At 66.8% G+C, this 19370-nt stretch carries 16 protein-coding genes and 1 pseudogene; 6 read left to right on the top strand and 11 right to left on the bottom strand.

The window, feature by feature from the left end; all coding sequences use genetic code 11:
* Both ASD78_RS03110 and ASD78_RS03105 read right to left on the bottom strand, forming a co-directional pair.
* Nucleotides 1-3443: pseudogene (locus ASD78_RS03110) on the bottom strand (wall-associated protein); the annotation flags it as partial.
* A 251-nt stretch (nt 3444-3694) separates the two neighbouring features.
* Complete coding sequence (locus ASD78_RS03105; protein ID WP_056098368.1) at nt 3695-4837, bottom strand: acyltransferase; 1143 nt, start codon at nt 4835-4837, stop codon at nt 3695-3697.
* 436 nt (nt 4838-5273) lie between these two features.
* Between ASD78_RS03105 and ASD78_RS03100 the strand changes: the two genes are divergently transcribed.
* Nucleotides 5274-5573, top strand: coding sequence for a hypothetical protein (locus ASD78_RS03100; protein WP_056098366.1), 300 nt, complete (start codon nt 5274-5276; stop codon nt 5571-5573).
* Nucleotides 5574-6471: 898 nt separating this feature from the next.
* Here the strand turns inward: ASD78_RS03100 and ASD78_RS03095 are convergent.
* Entirely contained in the window at nt 6472-7239 is a 768-nt protein-coding gene (locus ASD78_RS03095) for an SDR family oxidoreductase (protein WP_056098364.1), read from the bottom strand.
* Between the two features lie 151 nt (nt 7240-7390).
* Here ASD78_RS03095 and ASD78_RS03090 point away from each other — a divergent pair, with 151 nt between their 5' ends.
* Nucleotides 7391-7591 carry a hypothetical protein gene (locus tag ASD78_RS03090; protein ID WP_055905961.1) on the top strand — a complete coding sequence of 67 codons (201 nt, stop codon included), beginning with the start codon at nt 7391-7393 and terminating at the stop codon, nt 7589-7591.
* Nucleotides 7592-7603: 12 nt separating this feature from the next.
* Here the strand turns inward: ASD78_RS03090 and ASD78_RS03085 are convergent, their stop codons facing one another.
* The 6 genes from ASD78_RS03085 to ASD78_RS03060 all read right to left on the bottom strand — a co-directional run bounded on the left by ASD78_RS03085 (nt 7604) and on the right by ASD78_RS03060 (nt 13332).
* Entirely contained in the window at nt 7604-9793 is a 2190-nt protein-coding gene (locus ASD78_RS03085) for a hypothetical protein (protein ID WP_056098361.1), read from the bottom strand.
* A complete protein-coding gene (locus ASD78_RS03080) occupies nt 9790-10152 on the bottom strand; it encodes a hypothetical protein (RefSeq protein WP_055905955.1) in 363 nt (120 codons plus the stop codon). Before ASD78_RS03080 ends, ASD78_RS03085 begins: the two co-directional genes overlap by 4 nt.
* Nucleotides 10153-10272: 120 nt before the next feature.
* Entirely contained in the window at nt 10273-10938 is a 666-nt protein-coding gene (locus ASD78_RS03075) for a hypothetical protein (protein ID WP_056098359.1), read from the bottom strand.
* Between the two features lie 184 nt (nt 10939-11122).
* The gene (locus ASD78_RS03070) at nt 11123-11608 is read right to left on the bottom strand and encodes a hypothetical protein (protein ID WP_055905949.1); all 486 of its coding nucleotides are present in this window, start codon (nt 11606-11608) and stop codon (nt 11123-11125) included.
* Nucleotides 11609-11738: 130 nt separating this feature from the next.
* Complete coding sequence (locus tag ASD78_RS03065) at nt 11739-12845, bottom strand: hypothetical protein (RefSeq protein WP_056098357.1); 1107 nt, start codon at nt 12843-12845, stop codon at nt 11739-11741.
* Between the two features lie 223 nt (nt 12846-13068).
* Nucleotides 13069-13332 carry a DksA/TraR family C4-type zinc finger protein gene (locus ASD78_RS03060; protein WP_055905944.1) on the bottom strand — a complete coding sequence of 88 codons (264 nt, stop codon included), beginning with the start codon at nt 13330-13332 and terminating at the stop codon, nt 13069-13071.
* Nucleotides 13333-13776: 444 nt separating this feature from the next.
* Here ASD78_RS03060 and ASD78_RS03055 point away from each other — a divergent pair, with 444 nt between their 5' ends.
* Genes ASD78_RS03055 through ASD78_RS03045 form a run of 3 tightly spaced genes read left to right on the top strand, consistent with a single transcriptional unit; the run spans nt 13777 to nt 16437 of the window.
* Nucleotides 13777-14301 (top strand): hypothetical protein, encoded by a 525-nt coding sequence (locus ASD78_RS03055; RefSeq protein ID WP_055905941.1) that lies wholly within the window; start codon nt 13777-13779, stop codon nt 14299-14301.
* Between the two features lie 12 nt (nt 14302-14313).
* Entirely contained in the window at nt 14314-15825 is a 1512-nt protein-coding gene (locus ASD78_RS03050; protein WP_056098356.1) for a DUF2235 domain-containing protein, read from the top strand.
* 24 nt (nt 15826-15849) lie between these two features.
* Nucleotides 15850-16437 carry a hypothetical protein gene (locus tag ASD78_RS03045; RefSeq protein WP_055905935.1) on the top strand — a complete coding sequence of 196 codons (588 nt, stop codon included), beginning with the start codon at nt 15850-15852 and terminating at the stop codon, nt 16435-16437.
* A gap of 49 nt (nt 16438-16486) precedes the next feature.
* Here the strand turns inward: ASD78_RS03045 and ASD78_RS03040 are convergent, their stop codons facing one another.
* Nucleotides 16487-17104 (bottom strand): glutathione S-transferase, encoded by a 618-nt coding sequence (locus ASD78_RS03040; protein WP_055905932.1) that lies wholly within the window; start codon nt 17102-17104, stop codon nt 16487-16489.
* A 115-nt stretch (nt 17105-17219) separates the two neighbouring features.
* On the bottom strand, nt 17220-18683 hold the full coding sequence (locus ASD78_RS03035) for a M20/M25/M40 family metallo-hydrolase (RefSeq protein ID WP_056098354.1): 1464 nt from the start codon (nt 18681-18683) through the stop codon (nt 17220-17222).
* Nucleotides 18684-18798: 115 nt separating this feature from the next.
* Here ASD78_RS03035 and ASD78_RS03030 point away from each other — a divergent pair, with 115 nt between their 5' ends.
* Nucleotides 18799-19275, top strand: a complete 477-nt coding sequence (locus ASD78_RS03030; RefSeq protein ID WP_056098351.1) for an Lrp/AsnC family transcriptional regulator — start codon at nt 18799-18801, stop codon at nt 19273-19275.
* Nucleotides 19276-19370 lie beyond the last annotated feature (95 nt).

The following is a 19370-nucleotide window of genomic DNA, read 5'->3' as shown; positions in this document are numbered from 1 at the left end:
TGGACCAGGTCATCGATCAGGGTGGTGTTGCCGTTGGCATCGTAGAGATTGGTGAAGCCCACGACGCTGCCGTCCTGGGTGGTCTGCGGCAGCTGACGAGCGTTCTGGATCATCGTATGGACGATGCCGTTGCCGTAGGTGAACTGCTTGATCGCCCCGTTGGGGTAGTAGCTGACGCCGGTGGCGTAGGTGCCGGTGGTGGTGCTGCCTGCGGCCGTGGCGACCTGGGTCGCCTGACCCAGGGCGTTGGGGCTATAGGTCAGCGCCAGGCCGGTCGGATAGGTCTGCGCGGCCAGATTGCCGTTCTGGTCGTAGCCGTAACCCAGCGGCCAGGTATAGAGGCCAGGCTCGCTTATGGTTTCGGAAGTCAGCAGGCGGCGCTTGTTGTAGCCGTAGCTATTGACCACCGCGGCCGTGTTGTTGGCGCCGTTGTAGGTGGTAATGGAAGCCGGCAGGCCGTCCTTGGTGTAGGTCCAGGTCTGGTTGCCCAGGCCGTCGGGGAAGCCCATTTGGTGCAGGCGGTTGCGAGCGTCGTAACTGCGGTTGACCGTGCGGCCCGCGCCATAGGCCGCGAGGTGATCGCAATCGACAGTATTCAGGCCGGACAAGCCTGCGGCCGACCAGGTCAGATTGTCGTTGTAGTCATAGCCCATGACCGTCGAACCGGTTTCCGGCTCGTCGGTGCGGCACAGGCGGTGTGCACCGTCGTAGTAGTACTTGCGCACCGCCTCGACTGTTTGGCCCGCATAGGTCCCGGAACGGCGGATTTGAATCGGCTTGAAGAAACCAAGCTCGCGACTGATCTGCGTTACGGCGCCCTCAGGATGGAAAATCTCGATCGGGTAGTCGGTAGTCGGCTGATCCCAGGCCGCGTATCGGGTGCGTGTCTGCTGACCGCGCGGGTTGGTGGTTCGAATTTCACCGCCAGCCAGATACTCGGTCGTGGTGGAAACGGGTGAGCCGAGTTCGGAGTCCTGCTCGACCTTGGTCACACGCCCCAGCGCATCGTAAGTGGTGCGAGTACCGGTGTTGATCGCCCAATTGCCGTCCGCGTAGGGGTTGCGTGGATAGGAGACGAACGCCTCACGACCAGCTGTGTCATAAGACCTGCCGATGAGCGAGAACGTCGCATCGTTGTTTGCGATATCGCGCTGGTATTCCCACAACGGGCGCCACAAGGCATCGAAGACCGTTACCTTCTGATAGTTGCCCTGGGAATTTACCTGTCGCCAGTGCCCGGCAGGGATGCCGAACTCTTCTTGGTTGACCTGTTCGAACACACGATTGGTCGTGTTGTAGTTGATCCCGTCACCCGTGGGATAAGTAACGGACGACAACCGCCCCATGGTGTCGTAGCCATAGTTGGTGGTGTAGCCGGCTCCGTTCTCGTCGGTGACCGAAGTGATCCAACCGGCATCGTTGACCACCGCGGACTCCGAGCTGCCCGAAGGCGACTCGGGCGTGGCCGGATACTGAATGGTCTGCGGAATGCCTCGCTTCCAGTTCGACAACGTAGTGACGTTGTTATTGGCGTCCTTGACCGTGGCGACAGTGCCGTCGGCATTGTAGGTCAACGTTTGAACCGGAGTGGCGTCGTTATATCGGAAGGCCCGGTACGGTTGCGAATTGGCCGTGAACTCGGTCTCGCTGACTTCCACCCCGCCCGTAAATGAACGCTTGACCTGGCCCAACACCCACTTGGACAGGTCGTCGTGGTACTCGGTCGCGTCGGCACGGCTATAACCGCTGCCTATATTGCTTGCACCCGTCGTCGATACCGCACGCGCTTGAGCATCATACCCGGTGACCGTCTGGTTATAGGTCACGCCATCCAGGTTGATGATGGTATTGCGCTGGGGCCGAAGCGCGGCACTGTTGAACTCATCAGAGCCATAGGTCAAATCCACGCCGACCTTGCTCGGAAAAGGCTGACCGGGCACCTCCGCTTCGGTGACGTAACTCTGGCTTACCGCCTTGTAGAGCACACCCCCCTTACGAACCTCGGAGTAGATCAGCTGTCCTTCGTTTAGGTCGTAATCTTTACCGAACCAGTTGATGGTTTGCGTACCGTCTGGCTCAGTGACCGTAACCAGCTTGTGATGCGGCGGCGGTGTCGGGCTGCCGTGGTCGGCGTACGCCCCTTCCAAGCTGGTGTAGGCGTAGCTGTAGGTCGCGTCCGGAAGCCCAGGACCGGTGATGCGCTTGCTCTGCAGCGACATGACATCGTGAAAAACCGAAATATCGTTGTAATCGTCCTGCGTAGCATAGTCGTCAGGGTTCACGCCAGGCAGGCATACGTACGGCACGTTGGTACGCCCATGGCGCTTGGGCGAGAAGGTGAACTCGGCCTTCGCTCCCGAGGGATGCACAATCGAGTATCCCGCCGTGTTCTCGACGATATTGCTCATGTTGACGCATTCGATGGGGCCACCGTTGCTTTCGTAGTACTGCACTCGGGCGATGCTCCCCGGCCCTTGGAATGCGTACTGCCAACGGCTTCCGTCCGGGTTGACCACAGCCGTCAACGTCAACGAATCGTATTGATAGGTCCAGGTTCGACCGGCTGCGACTGCCGTTTGCAGGCGGCCGTCGGTGGTATAGCTCAGGACTATTTCGCGGCCGTCGTTGGCATAGATGCGGTTGAGGCGATTATTGGCCCAGTCGTACTTGACCCAATTGCCGAAACGATCTTCGACTTGCGTCGCGACCAAGCGCACCGACTTCCGATTGAGGAACACGGGATACAGACCGGTAGGCGCCTGGAAGCTGATTCCCGGATAGTCGCTAACCGTCATCCAGTCGAAGGTGTATTTCGTGCCATCCGGCGCCAGGCCAACGAAGCCTTCACCCTGTCCATTCTGAAGCGCGGGCAGGCAGCTGAAATACCACCCGCCTTTGGTATTCCATTTGAAGGCAACGCCCGGCGTGGTGGGCTTAACGAGCTTGGGATTAGCGCTGATTTCCAGCAAAGTACCACCCCCCGCCACGCCCTTCAGCTGGGTGCCGCTCCAGTACTCGCGCGCGGTGAAAGTATATGGAGGCATGGAGACATCAGGAGGCGCTCCGACCGTCGAGCATCGCTGTAATGGGGCCCAATTGCCAGCCGCATATTCGGGATGGATGGCGACGAGGTGAGGCGCATCGATGTCCCATTGCCCGCCGATCAAACGACCTGCGGAAATAGATTGAGGATCGAATGTGCGGCTCAACTGCACTGGAAGGGCGCTATTGCCTGGCAGCGAGATATCGGTCGCCGAGAAGCTGGTAGTGCCGTTAAAGAGATTGACCCGGTCGCCGAACGCTTCATCGCCCAAGGGAGAAACGGCTTCGGTCGCCTTGATACGCTTGGCGTACTCTTCGCCCCAGTTCATCGCCTGCGCTTGCACACTGCCCGCGAACGCCAGCCACACGCCGGCAACCGCCCACGCTATCCGCTTCATCATCCCTTTATCCCCGATTCTTGCCTTGCTTGAATTGCTAGCCCCGCCCCAGCCCCTTCCCCAAAAGATAAGGAGTCGAATTCGGAGCGGCTGACTGCAAACCGCCCTGCGCATGCTCTACCGGCATTGGAAGCCGAGCCGCATCTCACCCTTGCTCCGCTGAGCATGGACAACTTCGCGCCCAAGCCAACTGCCGACCGTAAGCGCAACGTTACCGCGGCCATGTCGCAAGAACTGCGACAAACCGTCAACTATCACCCCTGAGTTACGGCAGCCGCACCGGTCCGTATGGTCCCAGCCTTCCAGCGATCCCGTAGCCTCAGGAACGGCCGCTCGATCACGTAATGCAGCAGCGCCCCCGCCGCGAACGTCGCCACGGCATACACCGCGAACGCAACCACACCGCGCCCTTCCAACTGCGCCCCGAACGCCGTTTCGACCAGATGGAACACCGGCTTGTGGATCAGGTACAGGCTGTAGGAGGCCACCGCGATCCAGCCCGCGCCCGGCACGCGCCAGCGGCCGAGCCAGCTGCGAGTGCTGGCGCCGGCGGCGACCAGCAGGGCCAGGCCCAACGACAGCAGCGGGTAGCCGATCACGGTCGGCAACAGGGCCGTGCGTTCCTGGAACAGGAAGATGGCGACGGCCACTACCGCCAGGCCGGCGATCAGTAATCCATTCGCGTGGCGCTGCAACCGCGACCACAGCTGCGGCCGGTAGACCTGGATCGTCGCCAGCACCACGCCGAACAGCAAGCCGTCCAGGCGCATCCAGGTCGGGTAATAGATGTCTTCGACGAAGCGCCGGCCGAAGCTGCGTTCGACGTCGTCCAGACCGCGCACCGGGGCCATTTCGTACACCCAGACATAGCCGCGCAAGGCCAGTCCCATGGCCACGACCGCCACGCACAGGCCGACGAACTTGGCCGCCGACGGGCGCCGCGTCATCCACCAGGCCAGCCATGGGAACACCAGGTAGAAGTGCTCCTCCACGCACAGCGACCAGGCGTGCGAGAAGGCTTTGTTGTGCTGGTAGTCGATCAGCAGGTTCAGAGTGAAGGTGAGGAACTGCCATAGCGGCTGGATGCCCTCGGCTTCGCGGAAGCCGGGCACGGTGAAATAGATCGCCAGCACCACCAGGAATGCCGGCAGCACGCGGAACGCGCGGCGCAGGTAGAAGTCGCCCGGCCGCAGCGGCAGGCCCTGGCTCAGCGGCTTGAGCAGCTGGCCGCCGATCAGGTAGCCGCTGAGCACGAAGAACAGGTCCACGCCCATCCAGCCGTGCGTGATGCCGGCTTGCCAAAACTCGCCCATGCCGCCGACCAGATAGGAATGAAACAGCATCACCCAGACGATGGCGATGGCGCGCAGCAGGTCCAGACCGGGCAGACGACTCATGGGAACTCGAATGGCATCGCCGCGCGCAGCGACAGGCCGCGCGCGACAGAGGAAGGGATGGGGGATTCGCGGGCGCCGTCGCGACACTCGGCTGCGTCCGCGGCCATCAGCATAGAACGCCGCATCGGTCTTGCCTATACGCCGCGGCGATGTTTTGCCGAATCGTTTCGGCATCGGTGGCGAGGCCTCCCGTCGACGTGTGAATGCCCGTCGCGACGCCAGCAACCGCCAGCCTCGTCGCACCCCAAGCGGGTGGCGCCCAAGGCCATCTGGGGATCGGCGTAGCCGGCCTTTTCGCGGCGACGGCCACTGGGTCCCGGCCGACGCCCGGCTGCAGTCATCCCGCCGGACGGTACTGGCGCCGGCCGAAAAGCCGTAGACAATGCGCGCAATCGCGGCGCGCCACCGGCCGCTCCCGGTCGGAAGGACGGCAACGATGCATAAGCTCCTGGGAGTCGTACTGGTCGTGGTCGGCATCGTGCTGGCGGTGCAGAGCCACTGGGTGATCGGTGCCCTGCTGCTGATCGCAGGCGCCATGCTCGCCACCGCCGTCCACCGCAATCGGCTCACGACCAACACCGGCTCGGGCTACGACGGCGGCAGCAGTTGGAACGAAAACTCCGGCAGCGCCGATTGGAACGCCTCCAACGGCAACGGCGACAGCCGCGATTGCAGCCCTGGCGACAACGACGGCGGCGGAGATTGCGGTGGTGGCGATGGCGGTGGCGGCGACTGAAGCAATGCCTTCGTGTGCAGGCGCGGCCTTACCCGAGTTCGCGCTAGCTCCAGTAGAAGCTGCGTTAGCCACGACCGCGTTGCGTCGACCCGTTGCGTAATCGCGGCTCACGCCGCTCCCATGGTAAGCACGGACTTTCCCTGTGGGAGCGGCGTGAGCCGCGATGGCGATCCTTCGGGTGACTGCGCGAGTCGCGACTTGCATCTCCCCTACCGCAAGGCTCATTGGGAGGTATGTGGGCGTCAGCGTTCGGGCGTCGCAGCGTCGTGAGCCACGTTCCGAGCAGTGCGCTCGGAACGCGACTCGCGCAAGGACAAGATCGGTCACCGACGAGCGGAGCTTGGGTCGCTACGGCCGATCTGTCGGGCGACGGCACTCGGATCGCCGATCGTTTTTCCCCATCCGCAACACGTCAAGCACGGACCGCAAGCTCGCACAAGGCGACCTTGCACCACACGGCTCCGTTTCCCGCACACAACACCTTGCACGCCGCTCCCAACACCTTGCAATTGCTATGGGAAAAGCCCTGCGAGCAAGCCTCGCGAGCCGACGGCCGAGCATTTCGCTCCACGCCTGTGGCAGCAAGCCTCACATCTGCAGCGTGACGGCTTGCCGGCGCGAGCAAAATCGCGCTGCGGGCGAGCCCGCCGTGCCGAAGGCCGGGCACCTGGACGCGAGGCTTGGAGTATCCGCCGAGCGCGCGAGGCCAAAAGCCTTGCGTCCGGGAATTTGGGGCTGGCGTGCAGGACCGTGCCGAGTGCGTTTCCAAGTGTCGGCCGCGTCCGCGGGCTATGCCGGCCTGCCTGGCGATAGAGAATCCAGGTACGAACAACCAGGCGGGGACGCCTCTCCTCAAGCACGACAAACCAGGGCGACCCACGCCGCTCCGGCCCGCCCCTCAAGTGCGATTGACCGACACCCCGCCCTCCACCGCCAAGGCACTGCCGGTCACGAACGACGATGCGTCGGAGGCCAAGAACAGCGCCGCCTGCGCGATCTCTTCCGGCGCGGCCACGCGCTTGAGCGCGTACAGGCTGGCGATGAAGTTCCGCGCTTCCTCGCTGTTGCCGAACTCGCGGTAAGCCGGCGTGTCGGTCGCGCCGGGCAGCAGCGCGTTGCTGCGGATGCCGCGGGCGCCGAACTCGACCGCGATCGAGCGGCTCAGGCCGAGCAGGCCAGCCTTGCTGGCCGCGTAACCGGCCACGCCCGGGAACGCGGCGGTGTCGCCGACGAAGGAGGAGGTGAAGATCAACGAACCGCCGCCGCGCGCCAGCAGCGCCGGCAACTGATGCTTGGCGCCGAGAAAGGCGCCGGTGAGGTTGGTGTCGAGCACGTCCTGCCATTGCTGCAGCGACAGCTCCGTCGTCGGCGACTGCGCGCCGAGCACGCCGGCGTTGTTGAAGGCAATGTCGAGCCCGCCGTAGCGCCGCTGGGCTAGTGCGACCAGGGTCTGGGCATAGGCTTCTTCGCGCACGTCGCCGGCCAGCGCCGTGGCCTCGCCGCCGGCTGCAACGATCTCGGCAACCAGGGCATCGAGCAGGTCGCCGCGGCGCGCGGCCGCCACGACTTTCGCGCCTTCGCGGGCGAAGCACAGCGCGGTGGCGCGACCGATGCCGGAACTGGCGCCGGTGACGAGGGCGATCTTGTCTTGCAGTCTTGCGGTCATGGGTATCTTCCCGGCAGGGGCCGCATGCGCGGCGGTACGGAAAGAATGCGGCGCGGAGCCACGCAGAGATATCCGATTCCTGCGGTGCATCGTCTCAAGCTGCGAGACGGGTGCGCCGCACAGTAAGAGGTCGCGAACGCGGGACGCCCCCATGCCCAGCTACTACCTCAACCGCACGCCGCTGGCCAACGGCGCTTACCAAGTGCATGCGCTGGGTTGCCCGCGTCTGCCGCTGTACCGGATCCACCTGGGCGAGTTCGTGCACGCGGCCGATGCCCTGCACGTAGCCCTGCGTCATTATGCGCGGGCCGAAGCCTGCCCGCGCTGCGCCGCCGAGCAGACCCGGCGCTGAGCGCGGCGCGGCTCAATGGTGAAAGGCCTCGAACTTGATCGTGGCCGCCGCCCCGGATGCCGCGCCGACCAACACCAGGTAGTACTTGCCCGGACGGATCGGCCCCGAGTACAGATCCGAGCAGATCGCCAAGCTCTTGGACAAGGCCCGACCGCCGGCGTCGAACAGCTGATAGCCTGGCGACTTGCCGTCGTAGGGGTCGCCGATGCAACTCATCTGATGCGAGAGTACGAACAGGTCGCCGACATCCGGCTTGGTGATGTCGATCAGATAGGTCCTGCGTTGCCCAGTCTCGATCGCCACCGTGTAGGTACTGCCGTTCTGCAGCGCTACGGCCTGGCTGATGTCGGGTGCCCACTGCGCGGCGAAGTAGGTGGTCGAGCCGGGCTTGCGCGCTACCGCGACGGGCGCTTTCGTCACCCGGCCCAGCGCTTGCGAACCCAATTGGTGCGAGCGCAGGAAACCTCGTTCGCCGGTGACCGCCAGATCGAAAGCGCAGGCGTCCAGCAAGGCTGGGGCTACGCCTGCCGCAACGCAAGCTTCTCGCGACTGCGTCAGCACCGCGGTCGTTGGCGCGGCCGGCCTGCGCGGAAAATCGCGCAGGTCGTAGCTGGCCGCGTTGCGGCCCGGCGCGTAGTCGAACAGCGACTCGCTTTCCCCGATGCGCCAACTCTGCACGAAAGCGTCGACTCCGGTCGCATCGGGATTTTCGAGCACGGTGCCGGAGCGCGGCACGAAGTCGTGGCGCGGGTCATCGTCGGCACGCCCGATCAGGCCCGCATCTTGGGCCCTGTCGGCGCCGCGCATCACCCGATAATCGACATCCAACCAGCTGCCATGATGGATCACGCGCAGCGTGCTGCCGTCGGCCCACATCACCGCGCTCACCTCGGGCTGAGTCGGCGTGCCCCACACACCCAGCGCATTCCCGTTGCCCAAGTCGTGTTGAACGAAGCCGCCGGCCCACTGCAGCGGGCGGCCGTCGATGCGGATGCCGTCCGCATACACGCCTACGCGGCGCCCAGCCGCGCGTAACGCGACCGCGCTCACCACCGCGACCGAGGCGCTGTCGTGCCAAGGCTCCTGACGAACCTGGATCTGCGTGCCGCGCGCGCTGCGCAACAACCAGAACTCGCCGGCGCGCTGGGTACTGAACACCGCGCCGCTGGGGGTGATGTAGTGCGGTTCGCCGACCACGCCGCCGCCGTTCTGGGCGCCGTGCGCGCTACTGCCCGTCGGCGCCGGCGGGGCGCCCGGAGGATCATCCTTCGGATCGGGCTTGCGGCAGCCTTCGCTGACGTTGCTGCGAGTCGGCGCAGGCAGCGGACTTCCGCCGGACGTGGGCCGCAGGCAGACGCTGTCGTACAGGGCCACCCGTTCCAGCAGCGCGTCCTGCTGCCGTACCAGCGCCTCGCGCTGGGCCAGATCGCCGGTGCCGTGCGGGTCTACGCACCAAGCCAACATCGCTTGCTGCACTTGTTCCAGTTCGCGTTCGGTGGTGTCGCGGCGTTCGGCTATGCCGCGCAGGGCTTCGTCGATGTTGTCGTGGGTTTCTTCTTTGTAGTTGGCAGGGTCGGCGCGCATCCGCGACGACCAACCCGTCGCACCCAGATGCTGGAGGAATTCGTCGATGCCCGGCGTGCCCGCCTCGGCCATGGCCTTCAGTTGGTCGGTGTAGGAAGGTCGGAACGCCAGGTATTCGTCTGCGGCGTCCTTCAGACTCGGGTACGCGGGGAAGCATACCGTCACGGCCTGCATGGACTGGCCGCTCTCCATCCAGCAGGGCGTGTCCATGGGTGCCTTCAACGCCTCGGCCTTGGACACGGCCAGGGGTTTACCCAGGTTGCTCGCCTTGCAGTTGACGATGGTGATCTGCGCGCAGCCCAGCTTCGCGTCCTTCTGCACGTTCCATAGATTGTTGCTGGCCTTGACCGTGTGATTGCCCGCGCTATCCACTTTTCCGCCCAGGCTTTCCGCGCGCGCCTGTCCGGCGATGTAGGTCCACAGCACCGGCCCCAAGCCGCCGACGTTGTTGCGGATCAGCGGCTCGGTGATGTTCTGGGTGAAGCCTTCGTTGATCTTGCGCAACTTATCGCCGGCCGCGCGTGGCGACGGACATTGCACCTGCGCGTGGGCATCGACGCCGACCAGCGCCAATGCGACCACGAACAGCAGGCGCAAGCGCTCGCGGCCCGCGCTCACGGCGCGACCTCGACACCCGCGAGGGCCTCGCGACCGTCGCGCCCGACATAGCGCGAGGGCGCGGACGGCGGGTACCACCAGCGCTCGGTGCTGCCGTCGGGCCAACGCTGCTCCAGTACCGCATCGCCGTCGCGGTACAGCGCCTTGGTCAAGGACACGGCACCGGGATCGGGCTTGAGCGTTACCCGCAAGGCATCGCCCTGCGGCCAACCCGGCGCCAGCGGTGCGGCGGACGACGCGATCACGGGGCTCGAAGCCGGCGCCGTCGATGCGGGCTCGGTCGACCCGGACCCGCGCCACAGCCAATAGCCGGCGAACGCCAACAGCGCCGCCAACAGCAAACCCAGCGCCTTCTTCACGGCCTCACTCCCTGTGATGGCGGGCCGCAGCCCGCGTCGCGCCATTCCCCGGCGCCAACGATCACCAACGCGGCGCGCGCGCCGATCAGGCCAGGCGGGCTGCCCAACGGCGGTCGGATGCTACTTCGCGCCCAACGCCAAAGCCGAACCGGTGAACGGCACCGCCAGCTGGTAACCGGCCGGCGTGGTCGCGGGCGTACCTGCGGCGGTGCCGAACTGGGTCACGCCCGCGCCCAGCACTTGCGCCAGATCGTAGCGGCGCCCGCCGAACTCGAACGGCCGGCTTTCCAGCAGCCGCGCCGAGAATACGTTGGTCGCCATCACCGGCGTCGGCGTGGTGATGCCCTGCTCGACCGTGGTCCCCACGACCATACCGGTGCGGCGCAGCGTGGCGATGCATTCGCCCTGCGCGAACGAACCGGGGTCGTCGAAATTCCCCATCGGCTCGCGCTGCAGGAACACCGAGAACTCGCCGATCGGATCCAGCCCCAGTTGCAGGGCGCCATTGCTCGCGCTGCGAGCGACGAACGGACGCGCGGCGAAAGTGAAATGCGCGGTGGTCTCGCCGCGTTCGCCGTTGAACAGGTCATTGTCGATGCCGGACAGATGCAGGAAGTAACCGTAGTCGGCCAGCGTGTTGTCGTTGGCCAGATAGAAGCGCCCGGTGACGTACCAGGCCAGCTCGCCGGGCATCAAGCGCAAGGCACGCGCCTCGGCGCGACGGGACGGCCGCGCGACGCGGCGACGGCCGGCGCTGCGCGCGCCGGAATGACGGGGCGGGTTCATGCGTGATCGGCTCCACGGAGGGCACGGTCGATGGTAAAGGGCAAACTCGCTCCGGCGCCACTCAACGGCAGATCGCAGCGGCTTCGGCGCCGCCGTGCCCGACGCATCGGCGGCCCGGATGACCAGAACCCGCCCAACCTCGTCTCGAACCTGCCGCCGCGCTGCGACGAGCCGGTTCGCTGCATCAGCGGCGCAATGCGCGCCGCGCGAACACCACGCAGATCACGCCGAAGACCATATGCGCGAGCACGCTCCAGGCGATCCAGTCCAGGTGCTTGAACGAAGGCGAGGCGTTGACCCGCGACAGCGGCAGCACCACGAAATTCATCACCAGGTACAGCACCACGCCATAGGGAACGCCGTAGCCCAGCGGCCGCGCCAGCAGGCCGGTGTAACGGCGCGCGACCAGGGTGTAGATCAGCACGAACATGGTCGCCATGAACACGTGCAGCAGCACGCCCAAGCCCGCCGCCTGCATCCCGCCGTCGAAGCTGGCCGGACCGAGCACGCCGACGGCGATGGTCTGGAACAAGCGCTCCATGCCGGCGCCGTTCCAGCCGAACCACAGGGTCGCGGCGAAGCTCATGTCGCCCAAGGCCACCAGCAGGCCGCCGAGCAGTACCTGCGCCCAAGCGGGCGAACGCGAGGCGTGATTGAGGCTGGAAGACATGCCGGAGCTCCCTCGTACTCGGATGGTGGCCGGATCATAGGGCCGCGCCGACGGCCGCGTATGTGCCGAAGGCAGGGGGTTGGCGGCGCCGCCGGCCTTCCAGCGTTGGGCCCAAGGTCGAGCGAGGCGATCAGGGCCTGGCGAAGCGATCCCCCGGCGTCGCATCGCGCGCGCTGTCGCTCAAGGCATATACGCACTCGAAGAAGGGCCGGACCTCGTCCCAGGAGCGCCGAGCCCGGTGCGCGCGCAACAGCTGCCGCCCCAGGTCGACCACATCCGGTTCGTCCTGCAGGTGCGCGGCCAGAGCGCCCGCCGAATCGGCCTCCGCATGCAGGCTATGGTCCTGCCGGTTGTAGGCATGGAACTCGGTGATCAGCCCCGGCGCGTCGATGCGCGCATCGCCGATCGAACAGCTGCGCGATGTCACCGCACTGGCGCGATCGACATGGCCCTCGGCGAAACTGTCCTGCAGCGTATGCAGGATGCTGCCGAACGCCACCTCATCGATCTGCTGGCGCAGGCCGGGGCTGCCCAGGGTGTACAGATCCTGCACGTACCAGTCGGTGCGTCCGAAACGGCTGCTTACGGTCTCGTTCGGAATGTCCTTCAGACGCGTGTCCAGACGGTATTCGCCGCGCATGATCCGCCAGTTGAACTCGGCCCAGTCCAGCATCATGCGCTGCGTCTGCGCCGGATCCACGCCGTCGGCCGAGGCCATGGCATGCAGGAACTGGAGGTCGCCGAAATGGGTGCGATAGAGCATCGCCGAGCGCGAGGCGGCATCGAAAACGGCACCGTCCGCGGCGCGGTCGTTGGCGTCGTCGAACAGTTGGTACCAGCAATAGGGCTGGGTCTGAAAACGGATGGTCTGGGTGACCTTGCAGCGGGTGCCCTTGCCTTCGCCGCTGCTGATGCGGAACGGCGGATCGTCGTTCCAGCGCAGGCCCGCCAGCACCGCTGCGGGCGCCCGGGTGCTCTCCAATCCGGAGCAGACATTGCCGTCGCAACCGTAAATGCGGTTGGTGATTTCTTCATGCACCGGCTCGCCGAAGGCTTTCAGGCCCAATCCGGCGGCATAGCGCTCCAGGCCCGAAAGCCAACTGCCGCTGACGCCGCTGAGCCTGCGCTCCTCCGCCGTTCCGGTGGGCGAGAGCTTGTGTGCATGGACGGTCGCCGCAGCGCCCGCGACCAACAGAACGATCAGGCCGCAGGCCTGTCCGAATGCATTGCGCTTCATGCGATCCCCTGTGTACGACGCCGCGTCCGTGGGTTCGGACGATGAGCGCCACCCCTGGCGCGCACCGCCTTGCGAACCGTGTTTCGACCCGCACCGGCGCGGCGGCCGATGGGTGCGAACACCGCCGTCCCTTCCTGGATGGCGAGCATCGCGAGCATATAGCACGGCTATCGGGCCCTGCCAGTTCAGGCACGCGAACGCCCAATGTCGACGCGTTACGGGCTTAGCGCAGCTGACTGTCCTTGCTGCCGCGGCGGTTGTAGCCGCTGGCGCCCTGCTCCTGGTCGTGCGCCTCCTGGCAGCTCACGCACAAGCGCACGCCGGGCACGGCTTTACGCCGGGCCTCGGGAATCTCGGTGTCGCATTCTTCGCAGCGCTCCAGACCGGGGCCCTGCGGCAACTGACTGCGGGCGCGCTTGATCGCGTCCTTGACGGTAGCGTCGATCTGATCCTGTACGGCGCCGTCGCCTGCCCAACCGGTAGCCATGGCTGCCTCCGGGTGTGGTGGATAGGGCCGACAGCATAACGGAGCGGACCTGAGCGCCGCGCGACCGCGGGTCGGGCGAACCTAGCCGGCGCGGGCTCTGCAACGTCGCCGCAAGCGGACCTGCGTCTCCGCTCACGATACGCCGGCGTGTGTCCGCAGCGCCGCTGCGTTACCATCGGCCGACGCTCATGCCGGCGATGGACCGCGGCGACGGTCTCCAAGGGAGGGGGAAACATGGATTCAGTACCGGGCCGGGGCGCCAGCTCCCGACCGTGCGGCGACACCGGCCCACGCAGCCGGCGTAACGGTTCCGATGCGGACCGCGCCTCGCCCTTCCCCGCCTCTCGCCGCAAGACCCGCGCTTCCGTCCTTCGTCCGCGCCTGGCCGTCCTGGCCCGGGCGTTCGCGCTTTCTGTCCTATTCGCAACAGGATGCCAACCCGCCATGTCCACCCAACCTGCCTACGTCGCGCCCAACAAGACCGACGCCAGCCGGCCGCTGACCTTCGCGCAGCACGACTTCGGCGCCGTCGCCTACGACACCTTCGGCTGCACCGTGCTCTACAACGGCGAGTACGCCCTGCGCGACAGCGACGACGCCAAGACACCGTCCTCGGCCACCCTGGGCGCCGACTACCGTAAGCACATCGCCGCGCCCTGGGCCGCGATCCGCAACTTCCCCGGCCCGGCGCAGGTGAGCTGGCGTTCCAAGGACGGCAGCGCCCACGAAGCGCAGATCGACATCCCCGACCTGTTCGAGGACCGCGTGATCCGCCACAACGTGCCCAGCGCCGAACTCGCCGACTCTGGGGTGATCGCCGAGGACCCGGAGATCCTGCTTGAGGTCAACGACCGCACCGTCAACGTCTACATGCGCGCCATGGTCCACACCCGCGAGCTGCAGATCCCGGGCAACAAGCACAGCGACTTCCGCAACGATCCGGTCCTGGTGTTCAGCCATACGTACTAAAGGAGTAGTGCGATGACGGACGACAAGAAGAAGAAAGGCCCGGACGGCGTCAGCACCTACGCCGCCGACGCCCACGACCTGGCCAGCTTCGACCAGGCCAGCGAGGCGCTGTCGCGGCTGTCCACGCCGGTGCTGGTGCACAGCTCTAACCCGCACGAACGCTTGTTCATCGCGGCCTTCGACGGCACCGGCAACAGCATGCTCAAGGACGCGCCGGTCAACCACACCAACATCGCCGATGTGGTGCGCCAGACCGCGGCGGCCAACAGCCGTGGCCTGTCCAATATCCGCGTGGACTACGTCGAAGGCCCGGGCACCCAGGACGGCGCGCTCAAGCGCGGCTGGGACGGCATGACCGGCAACTCCTACGAGGACCGGATCGAAGAGATGTATGCGCGCTTCACGGCGCAGAGCAAGAAGTGGCTGGCCGAAGACCCGGACGCGCAGATCCGCGTGGTCAGCCTCGGCTTCAGCCGCGGCGCCGAGCAGGCCGCCGGTTTCACCCGTCTGGTCGACGAACGCGGCATCCAGGATCCGAAGGGACGCGTGGAAGATCGCGACCTGTTCGGCAACCTCAAGGACGTGCGCTATACCGGCGAACCGCTGGTACCCGCGCACCAGGTGGCGCAGGCCGTTGCCCTGTTCGATCCGGTCGGCACCGGCGAGCCGCGCAAGCACGACCGCCGCCAGCCGCCGTCGGTGTTGTCGGGCTTCCAGATCACCGCCGAGGACGAGCGCCGCAACCTGTTCAAGTCCACCAGCATCCTGGACCCGGGCGCCAGCGAGGACGGCCGCTTCCTCAACGTCACCGTCGGCGGCGCGCACAGCGACATCGGCGGCAGCTATGCGCTCAACGGCCTGTCGGTGCGCAGCGGCAACCTGATGGTCGATTACCTCAACTCGCTCAGCGACCAGCCGTTCCTGGACAAGCGCCCCCTGCCCTCGGCGCCGGAAATGAACGTGGTCCACCGCTCCGAAGAGCATCAGTGGTTCTACCGCACTTCCGACTTCGACAAGGACGGCCAGCGCGACCGCATGACCCAGTTGACGCCGGACAAGCGCGCACCCGATCCGCACAACAACGAGCCGCGCGACGAAGCCATGAACGCCGGCTTCCCGCATCGCCCGGTCGCGATCGGACCGGTGCCGCCGGAACGGCCGTCGCCGGAGCCGCGCCTCGACACCGACCCGGCGCCGATCGCCGCCGACACCCACGCGATGTTCCAGCGACTGGGCCAGGCCGCGGTGAACGGCGACGTCGATAGCGCACGCGCCGTGGGCGGCAGCTTCCTCGCGTCGGAGCAGGGCCAGTCGCTGCAGCGCCGCGGCGGCGAGCGGGCGCAGAGCCAGGCCCAGAGCCAGGCCCAGAGCCAGGCCCAGAGCCAGGCTCAGAACCAAGCCCAGAACCAGGCAAGTACCGCAGCGAGCGAACGCCAGCAGGAATCGCCGGCGCAACCCAACCCGCCGACGTTGCCGCCCACCGGCCACGACGGCCCCGAACGCCGCATGACGCCGCGGCTCTGACAGCAGGACGAGAGTACGCGCACGATGGAGAAACAGGATCTGGAGTTGTTCGCCGTCCAGCTGATGGGCGTCGCCAAAATGTTCGAGGTGGTCTGCGAAAAGGCCACCGACCGCTTCACCCAGAGCGCCACCGAATTGCGCCAGACCGCCGAAATCTGGGAGACGAACGCGCAACTGCTGACCCGCGACCTGGTCAGCACGGTCGGCGCGCAAACCCGCGACGCGATCGAACAAGGCGTGGGCACCGCGTCGGCGCAGTACGGCCAGCAACTGCAGCAGACCGCCGCCGCGCTGCGCGAGGTCTCGCGCAATGCCGAGAAGACCTTGCAGCAAATGGACGAACAGCGCCAGGAACTCAAGCGAGAGCAGAAGTCGCTGATCTGGACCGGCCTGATCGGCCTGGGCCTGGGCGCCGTGCTCGCCGCCAGCGGCGCCGGTTACCTGATCTGGCAGAGCGGGCGCGAGGTCAAGCGCGCCGAGTTCGCCAGCGACATCCTGCGCGCGACCAAGTCCGGCGCCCTGAGCCGCTGCGGCCAGGCCCTGTGCGCGCGCGTGGACGCGAACGCCAAGCGCTACGGCCAGAAGGGCGAGTACCTATTGCTGGAACAGTAACCCCGGCGCAGGGCGGCGCCATGCGACCGCCCTGCCCGCCCGCCGCGCTTCAGTCCTGTGTCTCGCCCGACAGCGGCGTGGCCTGCATCGACGGCCGCGTTTCGAACGCGTCCAGCCAGGCGCTCAGGCGCGGACGCTGGCCACGGAAGCTCGGCAGCCCGCGAAACTCCAGCCAGCTCAGGGTGGTCGCCAGCGCGATATGACCGACGTCGATCGGGCCTTCGATGTCGAGTTCGCTGTCCAGCCAGTCGTAGCTGGCGATCAGCTTGTCGGTGTAGCCGTCGCGCAGCGCCGGATAACGCAAGGCCTCGGGGCGGCGCACGGTTTCCCAGCGCACCGCTATCCCGGCCTGCGCCAAGCCCTGCGCGACCGCCTGCACGCGCAGCGCCTGCCAGCGCGCCTCGCCCTCGGCGGGAATCAGCCGCGGGCCGTCGTGCAGCGTGTCGAGGTAGGCGCAGATCAGGTCGGAATCGAACAAGGCCGGCAGGCCCGGCCGCAGCAGCACCGGCACCTTGCCCAGCGGATTGGCGGCGAACACGTCCGGGTTGCGCAGCGTCGGACTGGTTTCGTGGTGTACGACTTCGATGCGGTCGGCGATGCCGGCCTCGTGCGCGAACACCAGGACCTTGCGGGCATAGGGAGAATGGGTTTGGTAGAGAAGCTTCATGGGTGCCGTCTGCGAAGGTGGGCTGAGAAATGGGATTCGGTTCGTCGAACGTTCGATCCAGTCTTGGCGGACGAACATTGAAGCGGGCCGCGTACCGGATCGGACCAGGATTCGATCATGCGACGGCGGCTGCGGCGGCTGGGTTCGCACTGTCCTGAGCGACCGCGGCCGGCGCGGCCTGCGCATCGTGCAGCAGACTCGCCACCACCGCCGTGATCCGCTGCGCGGTCGGCAGGTGCAGGAACTCGTTGGGGCCGTGCGCGTTCGATTGCGGCCCGAGCACGCCGGTCACCACGAACTGCGCGTCGGGGTAACGCTGGCCCAGCATCGCCAGGAACGGTATTCCGCCACCGCCGCCGATCAACGCGCCCGACGCGCCGAAGGCCGACTGCGAGGCGCGCTCCAGACTCTCCGCCAGCCAAGGCGCCGTCGCCGGCGCGTGCCAGCCCTTGGACACCATGTCGACGCGGAATGCGACTTGGCTGCGGTACGGCGGATCGTCTTCGAGCATGGCCTTGAGCCGCACCGCCGCCGCGTCGGCATCCAGCGTCGGCGGCAGGCGCAGACTGAGTTTCAGGCGCGTCGCAGGCTGCATGACCGCGGCCGCATCGGCCACGCCCGGCATGCCGTCCAGGCCGGTGATCGCCAGCTGCGCTCGCCAGGCGCGGTTGAGCAGCAGCTCGGCGGGATCCTCGTCGACCGGCCGCAGGCCCGCCGTCAGCGGCAGCTGCGCGTGCAGCCCGGCACCGAGCGCGGCCGCCGCGGCTTGCGCCTGCTCACGGCGCGATTCCGGAATGGCGACCTGGAACTCGGCTGCGATCTCGCCGCTGCCCGGGTCCTCCAATCGCGACAACAGATGCCGCGCAATCCGGAACGACGAAGCCACCACGCCGGAGGCGTCGCCCGAATGCACGCCCTCCTCCAGCACGCGCACGCTCAGGGTTCCAGCGACCTGGCCACGCAGCGACGTGGTCAGCCACAGCTGCTCGTAGTTGCCGCAGCCCGCATCCAGCGCGATCACCACCGCGGGCACGCCGATGCGATCGGCCAGGTGCTCGATGTAGTGCGGCAGGTCGCCGCTGCCGGATTCCTCGCAGGCCTCGATCAGGATGCTGCAGCGCGGATGCTGCAAGCCCTGCGCGCGCAAGGCCTGCAGCGCCAGGATCGCGGCGAAGATCGCGTAGCCGTCGTCGGCGCCGCCGCGACCGTAGAGGCGCTCGCCTTCCAGCGACGGCGTCCAGGCATCGCGGCCGTGATTCCAGCCGTCCATCGGCGGTTGCTTGTCCAGGTGCCCATAAACCAGCACCGGCGCGCCGCCCTCGCCGGGAACATCGACGTAGATCACCGGCGTGCGCCCCGGCAAGGTCACCACTTCGACCTGGGCGCCGGGCACCTCGGCCAGGCACGCACGCGCCCAGTCCGTCATCAGCGTCGCCGCGCGCTGCATGTGGCCGCGCTCGGCCCAGTCCAGCTCGAACGCCGGCGACTGGCAGGGGATGGCGATGTACTCGGTCAGCACCGGCAGCAGGTCGTCCTGCCAGCGACGGGCGATGAAATTCTGCAATGCGGGGAAATCCATGGGCGGGGCCTGCGATTTGGAGCTAGCATCCTAGGAGCGCGTCCCCGCGGTTTGGCCGCGATGCCATGCGTTCGCGCGCTTTTTTTCCGCGTTTCAACCCCGTTCCGGAGCCCGTATGCCGCTGGACCGATTCGACCGACAACTGCTGAACCTGGTCCAGGAAGACGCCGGCCAGACCGCCGAGCAACTGGCCGAACAGGTGTTCCTGTCACCGTCGGCGGTGCAGCGCCGGCTACGCCGCCTGCGCGAGCAGGGCGTGATCGTGCGCGATGCGGCCGTGGTCGATCCGAAGAAGGTCGGCCGCCCGACCTTCTTCGTGGTGTCCTTGCAGGTCGAACGCGAACGGCCGGAACTGCTGGCCCAACTGCGGCAATGGCTGGCCGCGCAGGAGCACGTGCAGCAGGCCTTCTACGTCACCGGCGAAGCCGACTTCGTCCTGATCATCACCGCGCCCGACACCGAAACCTACGACGCACTGATGGCGCGCCTGGTCGGCGACAACCCCAACGTCAAGCGTTTCACCACCAATGTCGCGCTGGGCGTGGTCAAGCGCGGGCTGACGATTCCGATTCCGCTGGACGGAGACGAATGACGCAACGGCGCCGCGACGGATTTCCGCATCGGCCGGCGCCATCGCGGTTTTTTTCCGCGTCCGCGCCGCCACAACGCGGCCGCGCCGCGCGCCGG

This window comes from Lysobacter sp. Root667, assembly GCF_001427715.1.
Classification (GTDB): domain Bacteria; phylum Pseudomonadota; class Gammaproteobacteria; order Xanthomonadales; family Xanthomonadaceae; genus Lysobacter.
Note: the sequence above shows the minus strand (reverse complement) of the source record. Positions and strands in the feature narration are given on the sequence as shown.